The organism is Rhizobium sp. 3T7 (assembly GCF_020166565.1).
Taxonomy (GTDB): Bacteria; Pseudomonadota; Alphaproteobacteria; order Rhizobiales; family Rhizobiaceae; genus Rhizobium.
The window spans coordinates 26,412-41,991 of the sequence record NZ_JAIQXS010000032.1; the positions used below are offsets into that span (position 1 = coordinate 26,412).

15 protein-coding genes and 3 pseudogenes are annotated in these 15,580 nt (G+C 57.8%); 8 read left to right on the top strand and 10 right to left on the bottom strand.

The annotated features are described in order from the left end of the window. The first annotated feature begins 17 nt into the window (after positions 1 to 17). A complete protein-coding gene (locus K9B32_RS27325) occupies positions 18 to 809 on the top strand; it encodes a transporter substrate-binding domain-containing protein (RefSeq protein ID WP_224568219.1) in 792 nt (263 codons plus the stop codon). A gap of 37 nt (positions 810 to 846) precedes the next feature. On the opposite strand, the gene K9B32_RS27330 is transcribed toward K9B32_RS27325, so the two are convergent. The 6 genes from K9B32_RS27330 to K9B32_RS27355 all read right to left on the bottom strand — a co-directional run bounded on the left by K9B32_RS27330 (position 847) and on the right by K9B32_RS27355 (position 5,630). Next, complete coding sequence (locus tag K9B32_RS27330) at positions 847 to 1,848, bottom strand: LacI family DNA-binding transcriptional regulator (RefSeq protein WP_224568221.1); 1,002 nt, start codon at positions 1,846 to 1,848, stop codon at positions 847 to 849. 110 nt (positions 1,849 to 1,958) lie between these two features. Then, on the bottom strand, positions 1,959 to 2,213 hold the full coding sequence (locus tag K9B32_RS27335; protein ID WP_224568223.1) for a DUF2934 domain-containing protein: 255 nt from the start codon (positions 2,211 to 2,213) through the stop codon (positions 1,959 to 1,961). A gap of 107 nt (positions 2,214 to 2,320) precedes the next feature. Continuing rightward, entirely contained in the window at positions 2,321 to 2,734 is a 414-nt protein-coding gene (locus tag K9B32_RS27340) for a VOC family protein (RefSeq protein ID WP_224568225.1), read from the bottom strand. Between the two features lie 4 nt (positions 2,735 to 2,738). After that, a complete protein-coding gene (locus K9B32_RS27345; protein WP_224568227.1) occupies positions 2,739 to 3,836 on the bottom strand; it encodes a Gfo/Idh/MocA family protein in 1,098 nt (365 codons plus the stop codon). Between the two features lie 10 nt (positions 3,837 to 3,846). Beyond that, the gene (locus K9B32_RS27350) at positions 3,847 to 4,857 is read right to left on the bottom strand and encodes a Gfo/Idh/MocA family protein (protein WP_224568228.1); all 1,011 of its coding nucleotides are present in this window, start codon (positions 4,855 to 4,857) and stop codon (positions 3,847 to 3,849) included. A gap of 230 nt (positions 4,858 to 5,087) precedes the next feature. Beyond that, positions 5,088 to 5,630, bottom strand: a complete 543-nt coding sequence (locus tag K9B32_RS27355) for a GNAT family N-acetyltransferase (protein ID WP_224568230.1) — start codon at positions 5,628 to 5,630, stop codon at positions 5,088 to 5,090. Between the two features lie 654 nt (positions 5,631 to 6,284). Between K9B32_RS27355 and K9B32_RS27360 the strand changes: the two genes are divergently transcribed. Beyond that, entirely contained in the window at positions 6,285 to 6,791 is a 507-nt protein-coding gene (locus K9B32_RS27360) for a hypothetical protein (RefSeq protein ID WP_224568232.1), read from the top strand. A 189-nt stretch (positions 6,792 to 6,980) separates the two neighbouring features. Here the strand turns inward: K9B32_RS27360 and K9B32_RS27365 are convergent, their stop codons facing one another. Next, positions 6,981 to 7,256 (bottom strand): hypothetical protein, encoded by a 276-nt coding sequence (locus tag K9B32_RS27365; protein ID WP_224568234.1) that lies wholly within the window; start codon positions 7,254 to 7,256, stop codon positions 6,981 to 6,983. A gap of 922 nt (positions 7,257 to 8,178) precedes the next feature. After that, a complete protein-coding gene (locus K9B32_RS27370) occupies positions 8,179 to 8,748 on the bottom strand; it encodes a TetR/AcrR family transcriptional regulator (RefSeq protein ID WP_224568236.1) in 570 nt (189 codons plus the stop codon). Positions 8,749 to 8,959: 211 nt separating this feature from the next. On the opposite strand from K9B32_RS27370, the gene K9B32_RS27375 reads away from it, so the two are divergent. The 6 genes and pseudogenes from K9B32_RS27375 to K9B32_RS27400 all read left to right on the top strand — a co-directional run bounded on the left by K9B32_RS27375 (position 8,960) and on the right by K9B32_RS27400 (position 13,754). After that, complete coding sequence (locus K9B32_RS27375; protein WP_224568238.1) at positions 8,960 to 9,487, top strand: YkgB family protein; 528 nt, start codon at positions 8,960 to 8,962, stop codon at positions 9,485 to 9,487. 126 nt (positions 9,488 to 9,613) lie between these two features. Further along, the gene (locus K9B32_RS27380; protein ID WP_224568240.1) at positions 9,614 to 10,552 is read left to right on the top strand and encodes a YeeE/YedE thiosulfate transporter family protein; all 939 of its coding nucleotides are present in this window, start codon (positions 9,614 to 9,616) and stop codon (positions 10,550 to 10,552) included. 175 nt (positions 10,553 to 10,727) lie between these two features. Next, entirely contained in the window at positions 10,728 to 11,150 is a 423-nt protein-coding gene (tnpA, locus tag K9B32_RS27385) for an IS66-like element accessory protein TnpA (RefSeq protein ID WP_224568242.1), read from the top strand. Continuing rightward, positions 11,131 to 11,382 (top strand): annotated as a pseudogene (gene tnpB, locus K9B32_RS29200) (IS66 family insertion sequence element accessory protein TnpB); the annotation flags it as partial. The gene tnpA and the pseudogene tnpB, both read left to right, overlap by 20 nt. Positions 11,383 to 11,459: 77 nt before the next feature. Continuing rightward, positions 11,460 to 12,924: pseudogene (gene tnpC, locus K9B32_RS27395) on the top strand (IS66 family transposase); the annotation flags it as partial. Between the two features lie 77 nt (positions 12,925 to 13,001). After that, positions 13,002 to 13,754 (top strand): annotated as a pseudogene (locus K9B32_RS27400) (IS5 family transposase). A gap of 348 nt (positions 13,755 to 14,102) precedes the next feature. Here the strand turns inward: K9B32_RS27400 and K9B32_RS27405 are convergent. Both K9B32_RS27405 and K9B32_RS27410 read right to left on the bottom strand, forming a co-directional pair. Next, on the bottom strand, positions 14,103 to 14,723 hold the full coding sequence (locus tag K9B32_RS27405) for a phosphatase PAP2 family protein (RefSeq protein ID WP_224568244.1): 621 nt from the start codon (positions 14,721 to 14,723) through the stop codon (positions 14,103 to 14,105). A 432-nt stretch (positions 14,724 to 15,155) separates the two neighbouring features. Further along, positions 15,156 to 15,545 (bottom strand): DoxX family protein, encoded by a 390-nt coding sequence (locus K9B32_RS27410; RefSeq protein ID WP_224568246.1) that lies wholly within the window; start codon positions 15,543 to 15,545, stop codon positions 15,156 to 15,158. Positions 15,546 to 15,580: the final 35 nt, after the last annotated feature.

Here is a 15,580-nt window from a genome sequence, read left to right on the forward strand (position 1 = left end):
AAAAGAGGGAATGAACCATGAAGCGCATTCTGACTACCCTTGCCGCCCTGGCCATCGCGGCTGGCTCGGCATTTCCGTCCTTCGCCGGGATGATCGACGATATCCGCTCGCGGGGCACCGTTCGCATCGGCGTGTCGCTCGGCGGCGAGCCGATTGGCTTCCGTGACGCGCAGAACAATCCAGTCGGTTACGACGTCGATGTCGCAACGCAGCTTGCCCAGAAGCTCGGTGTGCCGGTCGAATTCGTCGACGTTTCAGGCGACGCTCGTATCTCGATGCTCGTTTCGGGCCAGATCGACGTCGCCGTCGCCAACACCTCGGCAACGCTCGAGCGTGCCAAGACAGTGAACTTCACGATCCCTTACAATCGGGCTGGCCTACGCGTCATCGTTCAGAAGGATGCGGGCATCAAGGAACTGAAGGACCTCGCCGGCAAGAAGGTCGTCGTTGGTCGCGGCACGACCGGCGAAAACTTCCTCAAGACCGCCGTTCCGGATGCGCAGCTCGTCTACGTCGATCAGTTTGCTCCGGACGGAGTCCTGCAGTTGCAGCAGAAGCGCGTCGATGCGGCAATCGAGGATTCGTCGCTGCTCGACTATCTCGCGACCAAGACCCCGTCGCTCGTGACCCTGCCGGGCCTTTATTCCAACGATCCGATCGGCATTGCCGTCGCCAAGGGTGATCCGGACTTCGTGCGCTGGCTCGACATGTTCGTTTCCGATTACATCCAGTCGGGCGCCTATGCGGCGAACTACAAAAAGTGGTGGGGTGCGGAATCCAACCCCCCTGCCCTGAACCCTCAGTGGTAAAGTGATCGCGGGCCGCCTTCGGGCGGCCCGTTGCTCGTTAGCCGGTCAGGCGTGGCACGAAACGTGTCGGCACTGTCACCGGCAGCTGGCCTGGCGTGAAATTGTCGGGGTTGGCAACTGAATCGACAATATGGCGGACATAGAGCGCCTTGTCGTAGCCGATCGAAGAGATCGGATAGGCGTCGAAATCGGTCAGTGACAGGTTGTCGAAACCATAAAGCCGGAAGCGCGAGGGACGGCCATCGGGAAAGTCGGCCCGGCGGACGTCCAAGATACCCATCGCCATTGCATCGGACGTGCAAAAGACTGCATCGAAAAGGTCAACGCCCGTGAGTTCCGTGGCCGCCGCATGCCCGCTTTCATAGGAATAGTCGCCCTGGATCCTTCGAATGAGAATGATCCCGTAGCGCGAAAAGGCGTCCTGGTAGGAGCGGATCCGCGCCTGCTCGACGGGAGAGGACGCACGTCCGGTCACAAGAACGGTCCTGCGCACACCTTTGGATGCGGCATCCGCGACGGCTTCGGCGATGCCAGCATGCTCATCCGGGATGATCACGGGAGAAAACTCGTCGTGAAGGCCGTTCAGCATGATGACATGATCGGAGCGGAACATCCGCCGGACGGTCGGCGCGTCCGCAAAGTCCGAAAACACCAGCGCAGCGTCGACATGGTAGGCGACGCCATTGCGCAGGAACTCTTCGACGCGCGCGACCGATCCGATGCGGATCAGGATGACCTGCTTGCCGACCATTTGGACCTGCTCGATGAGCCGGTCAAACAGGTCGAGGTCCGAGAGATCGTGGATGTGATTGACGACGACTGCCACGAGATTGACGGTCTTGGTGGTCAGGCTCTGCGCGAGCAGGTTCGGCTTATAGCCGAGGCTTGCAGCGGCAGCGATCACGCGCTCTCGCTTCTCGGACGATACTGGCCGTGGTTCGTTGGAAAGCGCCCGGCTAGCGACAGCCCGCGAGACACCCGCCAAGCGCGCGACATCGGCAATCGTGGGAGGAGCGTCACGGCTACTATCGTGATTCATGATCGAGAGCTTTCCACCTTTGGAAGGGTGATATCGCAACGTCGTGTGCTTCGGCTATGGTAATCTTTCGTTTCTTGGCGGTCAGCAATCAACGGGCACCGGTCCGTCAATCACGCAGACGCTGTTTGTTCGTGCGAGGCGACATCAATGCCATTATCAACGTCCTTTGCGCGCATCAGGCGACCCATTGCCCGCAGGCGCTCGATGAGGTCGCTGCCGTCAACGGAAGCGCGGGTCAGTTCCAATTGTTGGTATTCCAGTGCGGCCTGCTGCCAATGTTCGCCGCTGCGACCTTCCGGCCGCCCTTCGGCTTCCCAGAGTGCATAAGCACGCTGATTGATCCAGTCGTCCTTGCTGCGTGACATGCCAACCCCAGCCATGAAGGAATGTATCGTCTCCTTCAGGCTGACAAATCAGCCTTACGGAGTCGTTACCGCAACGCAAAAATGTTCCTGCTGCCGTTTTGTGGGGATCAGATGCGCTTCAATTCACCACGGCGTTCCGCGAGCTCGACGATGATGCCGTCGGGATCGCGAAGAAAGGCCACTCGATCGAGCACCTCAGAATTGACGGCGGGGCGTGGTCTCTCCTTGATCTCCACGCCTTCCGCCTCCAGCTTTGCGAAGCTCTCATCAACGCTTTCGACTAGGAAAGTAATATGCAGCACGCCCGATGTGGCCGGCGGCAGGTCTAAGGCAGGTGTCGCGCCACCGGGCGGGGCGAAGATCTCAAGCATGCCGCCACCGGCATCGAGAAAAGCCACTTCCGTACCGTTGGCCATCGTCTTGCGCAAATGAAGACGCAGGCCAAGGAGATCTCGGTAGAAGGCGAGCGACCGGTCCATGTCTCCGGTCACCATGCCGACATGCTCGAAGCTTTTGATCATCTGTTCAGGCTCCGGCGGCCTGGCGTCGCTCTTCTTCCGGCAGCCAGGAATGGTAGAGCGGATGGTCGGCGAGGATGGGCAGCAGCGACGGCTTGCCAGTGCGCTGCGAATGATATGCCGCGGTCACCAGCTCCAGTGAGTTGCGAGCATCTTCCAACGTCACCGGTGGCTCGCCGCCGGTGGTCAATGTATGATGGAAGAGTTCGAACTGTCTGGTGTAGCCGTCTTCCCTGACGACATAACCTGCCAGCGCTTCGTCGACGCGCTTCTGATGCTCTTGCGTCCCAGCAATGAAGCTCCAGGGATCTCGACCCATTGTGTAGGGCTCGAGAATGCTCTCAACGACGAGATCGGAGAAGCAGAACCGCAGCCGGGAGATTTCCTTCCGGGAGCCGAGCGTCATCGACAGCGTCGCCAGCGAACCGTTCTTCATCTTCACCGAAAGGGCTGCCGTATCCTCGACCTGGATCGGATTGACCAGTGTCGCCCCGTAGGAGAAGATTTCGGCGCATGCGCCATGCACATAGTTCAGCATATCGTGCGCGTGGATAGCGTGGCCAAGCAGGCCTCCACCCAGCTCGGTTACCCATTTTCCCCGCCAAGGGACCGCATAATAGTCCGGGCCGCGCCACCAATGGGTTTCGATTGTGGTCAGGAATGGAGTGCCGGTCAGGCCGAGATCGATCAGCATTTTCAGCTTTTGAAGCCCCGAGCCGTAGCGGTACTGAAAGATCGGCATCAATCGCGGACCTTCGGCGCGAGCGACGATGCGGGCCATCTCGTCGACTTCAGCTATCGAGCCGAACAGCGGCTTCTCGCAGATGACGTGCTTTCCGGCTTCGATCGCCTTGCGGCATAGCTCAAAATGCGAACTCGGCGGGGTGCAGATGTCGATGATATCGAGATCGGAGCGAGCGATCATCGTCTCGGCATCCTGGGTATAATCGGGAATACCGAACTCCTCGCAAAGCGCCCGGCCGCGGTCCTCGTCGAGCGAGCAAAGGACGGCAACGTCAAACAGCTCCTTGTTCCAGGCAAATCCTGTCAGGTGGCGGGAGGCGATCCCCGCCCCGATGATACCGACGCGAAACTTCTTGGACATGACGGCTTCCCTAGCGATGACCCAGGCGCGCGGCCTTCGATTGTGCTTCCAGCGAAAGGCGGCAGACCTCGTAGACATGAGCCTGGGGCATCGCCGTCTCGGTGCGGTCGCGCACATCAGCGGCGAAGGCATCGAAATAGTCGAGTTTCTCGCTGCTGCAATCGATGTGCGTCATCTCCTTGCTGTTGACGAGGAAGAGGTGGTCCTTGCCAGGCCGTCCGGCGATGTCGATGTATTTGCGCAGCTCGATATAGCCCTGCGTACCAAGGATGGTCAGGCGGCCATCGCCCCAAGTCGGCAGTGCCTCCGGTGTAAACCAGTCGACACGCACATAGCCCGAGGCTTTCTCGGAGCGCAGCAGCACCTCGCCGAAGTCCTGGAATGCAGGCTTGTCGGGCATGCCGAAATTGCCAACCGAGCTTGCCACGACTTCACCGCTCGTCGATCCCGTATAGAAGAGGAACTGATCAACCTGGTGCGAGGCGATATCGACGATGATGCCACCGAACTGCTCCGGATCGAAGAACCAGTTCGGCCGTGTCGGCAATTGCAACCTGTGCGGCCCCACACCGAGTGTCTGGATCACCGTACCGATCGCCCCTTCTTTGACGAGCTTGCCCGCCTTGACGGCGGATCGCACGCAATGGCGCTCGGAAAAGCAGATCGAAAAGATGCGGCCGGTTTCGGCGACGGTGCGTTTGACTTCCTCCAGCTGCGCAAATGTCGTCACACCGGGCTTATCGGTCATTACGTCCTTGCCAGCCTTCATCGCGCGCACGGCCAATCCTGCGCGGTCACGCGGGATCGCGGCGATGCAGATCACGTCGATCGACGGATCGGCGAAGATCGCGTCGCGATCGATCTGCGGGGCAGCCGGATAGGTTCTCTTGAAGGTTTCCAACAGCGCAGGCACCGAGGTCTGCGGGCAATATCCGACGAATTCTGCACCCGCCGCAAGCAGGCCCTTCACGTGATCGAACGTGTGTCCATGATCGATCCCGACGACGGCAAATCTCAACATAACAGCAATGTCCTCCTGGGAAATTCCTAGCGCCCAGCTTCTGAGTCCTGGGCGGTCTCCTCAGCCTGAAACAGACAGCGAAACCCACACGCTGTCAAGGTCGGACAATTGACGAAAGTCCGGCGCTGTTCCATTAAGGTACGGAATTTACAATGCAATTTTTTGTATCTAAATAGTTATTTATGTGTGTGCTCGCCTCTGACTGTCTGGCGTCTTGGCGACGTATGTGGCTATCCCGCGGGAGTTGTTCGCTGCTGGCACGGGTTGTTCGCTGAGCCGCGGTAAGCACTTCGTTTCCCGAAATTTCCGATTTTTGATACTTTCGGCCGATGTTTTGGTCCATTTAGCTGCTCAGTCGACCCGATCTGGGCCGGTAACTGCACTGGTGGAATGTGATAGACCAGCGAGCGGTACTTGGCGTTGGCGCGATTTGAAGCAATCTCGCCGCCATACGCCTCCGCGATGCGACAACTCGCAATGTTGTTCTCGGCGACTGGATACTCGAAGTAGTCTACCGGAGAGTGTTCGCTCCTCCACGCAACGACCGCACCAACGAGTTCGTGGCCAAAGCCCTCTCCATGGACATCGGACCGAAGCCAGATACCCAGCTCAGGGGTTTTAGAATGCAGGTCGTGGATCGCAACGATCCCCAAGCAGCGGCTGCTTTCTCGCAGCCGTGGAACAAAATATAGTTCTGACTTGTCTTCAATTGCCTTTATCCATCCGTGCCAAACATCGGTAAAAGCGGCCTCCGTCGGCGGCGGCGGCGGCATCCCACCCGCTGCTTGCGAGAATTGGTGGTTATCGATGCAGCCATCTCAGGTCGGTCACTAACGAAAGCTCTTTTCAGAGTGGCCGTGAGAGAACGGCTTATTCTCGCGGTTCGGCCGGTATCGTGTGAGGGTGATGCTCTCGAAGAAATCTTAGTACCAGCTTCGACTGCATTCATTCGCGTAGAGCCAGCGGCCCAGGGCTCCAGTGACGAACGCGATCTGAATTCTCTTGGGGTAGCCAATACGCATATGACAATCGCTATGGGTAGGATTTCTTGCAGGCATCGGGTGTCGCCCCCTTTGCAAAAGAGTAGTCTCGGTTGCAGGACACACAATAGCCGGCAAGTTCAGCGCCAGCTTCGTCCCACCACTGGTAGCCTGTGGGTGCAGGAGGCGCGGCCGATACCCGTACGCGATCTTTTTGTCACTTGCGACGAACGCGCCGACGATCTCCTCCAATCGAGGAACGCCATCATGCCCAAAGACTATCTGGACCTTCACCCCTATCGTTTTCAATCGTTGACTGCGGCTGTAGACGCGAGACAGGAGCTTTCCCAATCCGGAGACAGGAGTGTCAGCCAAGTCGCCGATGATATCCGGCAAAGCTAATTTTCCGGCATGGCGAGGGCGGAATTTGAGGGACGGCTTCAGCTGATGACCGAGATGCGCCATACATGGAGTCGCTGGAGCTCTGGTGGCAGTGAAGTACTCGACTTCTCGGGCGACATGGCCCAGTTGGCAGGATCGAAGATCGTCGAGCTGCCGTGGACTTCGCCGTTGGTGGAGTTGCATCCGGTCTATGTGCATTTCGGAGCCGAGGCAGCGCTTTTCCTCGACGACAGCAGCCGGCTCATCGAAGGTGCCTACCTGCAAACCGCAGACGACCCGCTCCGCGTTTTTGTTCACCTTGTATGCAATGATGTTCCCCGGGACGGAACCCTTATCAATGCCCTTATTGCTCAGTCGGAGGTCATTAAGGCTTGTGTTGACAGAAACCAAAACGAGTTCATCCAATTTGATGGCGATCCGCCGCTAGTCTCGGGCTCGCCGAAGCCTGCGCTGCTCGCACGCGTTTTGTTTGTGATTGCACATGTTTTGGGTCCCGCCCCGGAGATGGACTCGTCGCCGGGCCGCTTCGGCCGACACTGTGGGATGTGCTGAGACCGAAGGTCGCCTCGAGGGGCGTGCACGACACGTTTGGCAGCGGACCAGTGGCGGACTCCCTCTGCCCGATCCTCCGAACCTCGTGCCAACTCAAACAGGTCCAGCGGCCGAGAGAAGCGGGTCTCGCGCTGGGCCTACACCACCTGACCAAGGCGAGCGCAAGAGGCGTTGCTTGGAACTTGGCTTTCAATTCAAGCGAAATTTTCTGCCGTTCGAGCTAAGAGGATTCAAACCTTCGGAAACGGCATCCAGCGGCGCCAGCGCTTCGACCGGAAGCTTGTGTGTAACAGTGGTGGAAGAGACCATGTTGGCAAAAGCCGCGGCGGCACGCGCTTCCATCCGCCGGTCCTGCGCCCCGAACTTTGGGCGAAACTTTTGCTGGATGGCCCTGATCGATGGCGGCAAACTAGATACCGAACCGCTGCCGTCGTTTAATTCTGAAAGTTCAGGAGCGCCAACCACGAACGGTGCGATTTCCTCAACCGTGTCCGGGCAACCCGGGACGGTGACAATGAACTCAACTGCTCCATAAGGGCTAATATGGGCCGCACAAAGGGTCCCGGTAGGGACGATAGTGCGCCCATCGCCCCCCGGTCAGATCCGTACGTGCGGCACTACCGCATACGGCTCCTATCGGATGTTTTGACGGCGAACCGAGCATCTGGATGCGGATGCAACAGACGACATGGCGGCAGGTATTTGCGAAGCAGCCTTTGGAAACGATCCCAAGACAGCCGGTTTCCTTGGCTTCGACGCATCAAAGCGTGTCGCCAAGCGCTCGGCGGCTCTTTCTGACTGCTCTTGCTGAAGCCTTCGCTCACGGCCAGGCGATACCGGTATCGGAAATCTGAGGTCGTCAATATGACGATGAACAGAGCCAGCGCGGCTAGATATTCCGCGGTTGTCGGTACTAGCCAGAAGAGCGGCCAAAGATGTTCCCCTAGATAATCTGCCAGATATGGGTCCACTCCTGCATGCCGTCCCCTCAAGCCACTAGCCGTTACCGTATGAGGTGCGCGCGTAGGTCTGCAACCTGCACCTGGAGTACGTCCACAGCCTGTCATCTTGTTGACGCCGCCTTTATGCCTTGCGCGTTGCTGAAATCACCGGTTCCTACGGACCTCCCTGCCACCAAGGGTCGTCAAGAATACCGTCCACGTTGCCGACGCAGCGTATCTGGACGAAGAGGCCGCCGTTGACCGTGCTCGAGCGATACTTGTTCAGTTGACGGCGTACGGGACGCGGCGGCGGCCGGAGCCTGAATGACTACGATGCAGCCAGCAATGGCAACTTCGACGACGACCTGTCGCTGATCGACACCCGGGGGGGGGGCACGCCACCCCTTTATTCGCAGCCCGTTCCCGTAAGGCGGCTTCACGGTCGGCTAATTGCGCTCCATCGTCCCGATAAGCGACGTTGCCATCCGCTTCGCTTGGATGGCCGGCTCCACCGACCGAGTAATCTGAGCCACGGCCGTTGCACCTTCTTGAAGGAGGTTGATTTCGCTTGCCACACGCTGCGGGTCACAGAACCTCGCGGCGTGAGCAAGCTCTTCGAAGTAGGCGAGCGCCAGGCGCTTGTGCATCTCCACGGCTCGAAACACCGGATCGAAGGTGTTTTTGTGCTCTCCCGCAGCAGCCATGAAGCCGCAGCCTCTGAACTCCTTGTCCTTGAACCATAGCTCGAGGAAGTCGAACGTTGCGAGAATACGATCCACAGGATCGACTGCCCTCGTATCGACAAAATCGCGCATCTCACGACGATCCGCGTCGTCACGTCGATTCAAGGCGGCGACAATCAGGTCCTCTTTTGTTTCGAAGTGCCGGTACAGCGTGGTTTTTGCAACCCCGCTTTCCGCGACGATCAAATCGATACCCGTCGCGTGGTATCCGTGTTCGTCGAAAAGCCGCAGAGCGGTCTCCAGCAAATGGTCCTTGATCTCCGACCGCCGCATGATGGCTCCTTTCGCAACTGATCTGTAGCGTGTAGCTAGCCATTCATAAAGCCGAAGGCAAGTCTCCATCGAATAAGGCAGCCGTGGACTCGCATTTTCGTGATTTGATATAGATACAGGTCAGTAGTATTTGTTCTTATAACGATACAGAACGGTATCGAAACCCGCAGGCAGGTGGCCTGCTGGCATCAACCCCAACTGGGAGAACACAATGACCGAATTTGCTCGCAACATCGAAGTTCAGGCGACGTCGAAACACATCTTAGCCATTCAGGACTTGGCACAGGCTTATGGGCGCACGGCTTCCGCAGCCGGCCTATATCTATCCGTCACCGTGATTTACGCTTGGTTCGGGGGCATGAAATTCACCGCCTACGAGGCGCAAGGCCTGGTCGATCTCGTCAGCAACAATCCCCTCGTAAGCTGGATGTATTCGATCTCGAGTGTACGAGGTTTCTCCAACTTCCTCGGCGTGCTCGAAATCAGTATTGGAGCACTTATAGCTGCGAGGCTTATCAGCCCGGTCTATTCGTTGGCAGGAGGCGTATTGTCCTCTGGCCTGTTCCTGACCACCATCAGCTTCATGATCACAACTCCAGGCGTGATCGTCCCCGAGCTGGGATTCCCCGCTATTTCCGTCGCTCCAGGGCAGTTTCTTCTCAAGGACGTCGGCCTTCTAGCACTGTCGCTCTGGATTGCGATCGATTCCCTTATCGCAATACGGCCCAGTCGAGCCTAACAACGGGTATTACCTATATGACCTCCGGGCGAACACCTCTCATCGGGGTGTTCGTCATTTCATAAACAGGCAACACATGCCATTGTGTCAACGCGATCTTCATTGACGGCATGGAGGATTGGTGCCGTGAGCGCATTGTCCGGAACTAACTTACCCTTTGAGATGTTGGCGAATTTCGGATTCATTGGAGCGCTGAGTTTCATCCTCGGGTTCGCGATGAACCATGGATCGATTTGCACCTTCATTGCCACGACAGAATTGGTGTTGAAGCGGAGGCCGGCTCGATTTCTCGCTTTGGCCGAATGCGCTATATGGGCCGCGATCGCGTACGTCGTTCTCGAAAAGCTACCCACCATGCACGACGGATGGGCTCCATTGGCGCACATGATCGGTGCAGCCGTCCTTTTCGGCGTCGGCGTATACGTGAATGGTGCATGCATATTCGGTTCGGTCGGCCACTTCGGCAACGGTGAACTGGAGTTTGGGTTCACCTTCCTCGGGATACTTGCGATCCTTTCGCTAGACACCCTGTTCAGCCTACGTGGCGATCCGATGCCATTTAGCGGAACACCCCCGCTTGCTCTGGAGACCTTGCTCTTCGCTCTGGCGGCATTTCTTGTACTGAGACTAGGCCTCTCGCTAAAGTCGGAGACAAATTATCTACGTCTGACAGTGGCGATGACCACAATTGGTGTAACCTCAGCGGCCTTGTCTGCGTTTGCATCCAGTTTCTCGATCACAACCTCGATCGGGTCGCTGCTGTCCATCCCGGTGACGAGTTCGCTCATCTTCGTCTGCATGACGATGGGCAGTTTCATTTCTGCCCGAAGCCGCCGGCATCGCTTTTCCCTGAGCTGGCCGACATGGAGGAGCTTATTGCGAAAAACAGTCGGGGGCTTACTTATGGGTTTCGGTGCACTCTTAATCCCTGGCGGGAATGACACACTTCTGCTCGTAGGTCTTCCAATGGGAGCATGGCAGGCATTTACTGCCTATGTCATGATGGTGGCGACCCTTGCGGTGCTGATCGGCAGGTTCGGTTCACAAGCCCGGCCTTGGTCTTAAAGCTTTAGGAAGTGTGGACTCTTGGGATTCCCAAGGCTGAGCAAATCAGATTCAAGACTGCCTTTTGGAGGCAGTCATGGGTGTTTTGGATGTAAGCGCGAATTTCGGTGCGCCTTTTGAGGCGCAGCGTTCTGAGGCATGAAGTGTCCACCAAAAAATAGGTGGACACCAAATCATGGATGAAGATGCTCCTAAACTGCAGGTGCGGCTTGTTGGTCGCGACGGCCGCCGTCGATATGACCCTGCCTCCCGAGATCAGCTTGTCGCAGCGTGTTTAGAGCCCGGCGTTTCGGTCTCGCGTCTAGCTCTGGAGCACGGCGTCAACGCGAATCTCGTTCGCAAGTGGGTCAAGAGAGCCAGAGAAGATCGTGCTTTGCCTGTGGTCTCGGCGTTCGTTCCGGTTCAGATAGCTGCGGATATGCACTCGTCTTCTGCCAGCGGTCCACTGACGAAGGCGGAGCCGGTCGGCAAACGATCTCATGCATCCAAGCTGAGCGCGGTGCTGCCGAACGGGGTCAGCCTGACGCTGGAATGCAGCGATGTCGATGGCCTGGCGGCGATCATAGGAGCGTTGGGTCATGTTCAGGCTGGGCGCTGACCTCAAGGTCTACCTCCATCGGGAGCCGATCGACTTCCGCGCGGGCATCAACAGCCTCGCGGTCCTGGTGCAAGAGGTGATGGAGCTGGACCCGTTTGCTCCATCGGTGTTTGCCTTCTGCAATCGCCGGCGTGATCGGGTGAAGCTTTTGTTCTTTGATCGGTCCGGGTTTGTTATGGTCCTGAAGCGGTTGACCGAGGACAAGTTCCGATGGCCTCGTCGCGAGGTGCCGGTGGTCATGTTGACGACAGAACAGCTTCACTGGATTCTCGACGGCATCGATATCGATGCGATCATCCGCCATCCCGTGCGGCATTCGTCAAGCTTGAGGAGGAGCTGGCGCTTGCAAAGCTGCATCGCTTTGCACCACGTAGCGAAAAGCACATTGATCGTCTCTTCAACGAGGCCGAAGAGGCTGCGATCGAAGATGGCAGCGAGGAAGGCGATGTTGTCGAGCTTCCGGACACCGGCCTGCCAGCGGTAGAAAGTCAGACGGGAAAGAAGCGTGGACGCAGGCCTCTGCCGGAAAACCTACCGCGCGAGCGTGTCGAGTATGACCTGCCTGAGGATCAGAAGTCATGTCCCTGCTGCCAAGGTCAGATGCATCGCATGGGCGAGGCTGTTAGCGAACAGCTCCATATCGAGGTCAAGGCAAAGGTCCTGCAGAACGTGCGGTTCAAGTATGCGTGCCGCCACTGCGACCGCACCGGGATCAACACGCCCGTTGTTATCGCGCCTATGCCGAAGCAGCCTCTGCCGGGCAGCATCGCCACTGCGACGCTGGCCTTCGCGCTGGTCCACAAATACGTCGATGGCACGCCGCTCTATCGCGTGGCGCAAACATTCGAGCGGGCCGGTGTTCCGATCAGCCGAGGGGCCCTCGCTCACTGGGTCATCGGCTCGAGCGAGAAGCATCTGTATCGCATCTATGATGCTTTGAAGCTGCGGCTGCGATCGCAGCCTCTCAAGTTCAGGTGCTGAAGGAAAAGGACAAGGAAGCCACCAGCACGTCGTACATGTGGGCGTACCGAAGCAGCGAGGACAGTGACGAGCCGATCGTGCTCCTCGACTACCAGCCCGGCCGCGGTCAGATTCACCCGCAGACCTTTCTCGGTGACTATCGCGGAATATTGGTGACCGATGGCTACACCGCCTGGCGCACATTGGATGGTGCAACCATGTCGGATGCATGGCCCATTCCCGGCGCCGCTTTATCGAGGACCTCAAAACCAGGAAGAATGGAGGCGGACCGCCGGAACAGGCACTTCGGTTGTTCGAGCAGCTCTACCGGATCGAAAAGCAGGCAAGAGACAAAACCCCAGATGCTGGGGAGACGAAGGTCGACTGCATTCGCCGTTTCCGTCAACAGCACAGCTTGCCTGTCCTGAGCGCCCTAAAGACGTGGCTCGATAATATCGCGCCAAAGGTCGTGCCGGATACAAAGCTCGGCGATGCCGTGTCCTACACCCTGAACCAATGGGATTACCTCACGCGTTATACCAGCGACGGCAGGATGCCGATCGATAACAACATTTTGGAACGCGAGATCAGAGTTTTTGCCACCGGAAGAAAATCGTGGCTGTTCAGCGATACCGCTGACGGAGCCAGGGCCAGCGCCGTGATCTACAGTCTCATGCTGACTTGCCGCGCCTGCGGCGTCGACCCGCTCGCCTGGCTGCGCCACGTGCTCACAGAGTTGCCGCAGCGGGGCGACGCGGCCGAAATCGGCGACCTGCTGCCGTTCAACTTCTTCAAGACTACTGGGGCCGGATAGAGCCGGATCTCGCTACCAATGCGCGCACGTTCATCGGTCTTGCCGCCGTCAATGCGCATCGAAAATCGCGCTTACTTTTGGATCGTCTGATCCTTCGGGACGAGCAATGGGAGCGGATATCGCATCACATCATTGGTGACGAGCGCACGCGCGGTTCGTCGGGCCGCGACAACCGCATGTTTGTGGAAGCGGTGCTTTGGATTGTGCGTACCGGCTCGCCCTGGCGTGACCTGCCGGAAGTGTTCGGCGAGTGGAACAGTGTCTTCCGCCGTTTCAGCCGCTGGAGCCAGAAGGGCATCTGGTGGCGCATGTTCGCCGCGATGTCGGACGATCCGGACTTCGAATACCTGATCGTTGATTCCACCATCATCCGCGTCCATCAGCACGCCGCCGGCGCAAAAAAGGGGCTGAAGATCAAGCCCTTGGCCGTTCTCGCGGCGGCCTGAGCACCAAGATCCACATGGCCGTGCGTGGTCTCGGCTGCCCGGTTCGCTTCAGGCTGACCGCAGGCCAGAAGGGCGATGCGCCGCAAGCCGATGCTCCTGATCGAGGGCCTACCCGCCAACATCGTCATGGCCGACACCGCTTATGACAGCGATCGCCTGCGCAATGCCATCGCTGATAAAGGCGCTGTGGCGGTGATCCTCAACAATCCTTCCCGCGCGCAAAAATACCCGCTGGACAAGCATCTTTATGCCCAGCGCCACCTGATCGAATGCTGCTTCTCGAGACTCAAGCAGTTCCGCAGGGTCGCTACACGCTTCGAAAAGACGGCCGAAAACTACCTCGCAGTCGTGACTATCGCAGCAATCGTCCTATGGATCAGATAACTGTCCACACTTCCTAGACCAAAGTCAGAGCGCTCTCACGTTGGATCGACTACGAGCACGATCATGCCTTTAGGTCGAGGGAGTTGCCCTTCAAGCATAAGGTGGGCGTCCCGCTGTGAGTGGCTGCTGGTGTTGCTGTTGTTGCCTTTTCGCATGGAGTAGGCCGGCTCTCACGGTTGCACTCCCATCGCGGCGACGAACCAGCGCGTCCTCAGTATCGACGCAACGCCAGCCAACAGCCCGCCCAATCAATGCCAGAGCCGCTGTGAGAAATGCGGGCTAGCCTTAGATCGCTGGGAGATCTGTTACGGGCGATCTGATTGCACGTCCCTGTTTGCGCTAACTTGGTCATCGCTGCGGAGAAAAATGCCACCGTCTGATCATCCAACAGCCACAGGCCCAGGCGGCTCCAGCTGACCACCCGCCCAGGACATCAGTGGGATAGTGGACGCCGAGATACACACGGCTGATGCCGATCAAGAACGTCAGCAGCAAAGCCACCAGCACAAAGTAGGAGCGCACCGCGCCGCTGGACTGCGAGCCCGCCAACAATAGCCCCAACGTCAAATAGGTCACCGCAGATACCATCGCATGGCCGCTCGGAAAGCTGAAATCGTTCACCTCGACAAGATGCCCGACCAAGTCTGGCCGGGGTCGGGCGAAGCCGAGTTTTGTGAAATGGCTTATCAGCCAACCACCAGACACGCTGAGGAATACGAAAAGTCCATCCCCTCGCTTGCCGATGATGCAAAGGTAGATAATCGCCAGCAATGAGATCAGGCACAACGCTGTTGTGCCTCCAAAACTCGTCAAATCAGAGAACACCTTCGTCAGCCATATCGGGCCAATCGGGACGTCGACGGCGCCAGGTTGGCGCAATGCAAGTAAAATTGCTTCATCGAATTTCGAGGTTTCACCCTTGAGGATTCCGCCTGCAATCCTGGCATAAAGGAAGGCACTCCCTGTCATCGCACAGAAGACGGCGATGGCTGTGGGTTCAAGATTCTTGTGGCTGGTCCCAATTGTCGTGGGCTAAATCCTTCCTGACGTACAAGCAATTACTCGTTACAAGGATCGATTGCATCAGACGGATCCTTGATCCGGTCTCGCTTCGTCTCAAGGATATCAATCATCATCGAGAACCCGGGTGCAAAAAGCGATTGCGATGGTCGGGGATGGGCGAATCTCGCGTCGACCGCATCTCGTAGGACTGGGCTCTGAATTTCGGTGATCGTCGCGAAAATCAGAGCCGGGAAGCTCGGGTAGTTGACCTATTGAGATATGAAAAGGCAGGAGTTTTGCGAACGTTCTGAGACCCTGCTCGATCCGGGCAGGTTCATGGCTCGCCCAGCGCCATTGCCTCGATTTGAACGCCTCACCATAATGCATGTATCCAATTTCCTAATCTTTTCCTAGGTTTGCATCGACACTAAATGGGCCGGCACCGGCCGTGACAAAGTACAGAAATACAAAGCAATATACGGCAGCTGCGTACCCACCGTTTTCCGTGGGGAAGAAGCTTTGAGGGAGATGGGCAATGAAGTATGCCGCGGCCATTTCGCCGCTCAGAATGAAAGCCGCGATTCTTGTCTGATAGCCTATGAGAAAAAGAAATCCAGCAACAAGCTCAATCAATCCCGCTGACCAAATCAGCGAGCCGATTGGCGGTGTGAACGGGCCAGGATGGAAATGCAGTACTTTTGCGGCTCCAAACGAAAAGACAACAAGCCCCAGTGCTATGCGAAGAGCCGCAAGTGCATAAGGTCGAAGCGATGTGAGTTGCTGCGCCATAGGCAATTTCCTGAGCACCTGGCCAAAAATTCCCA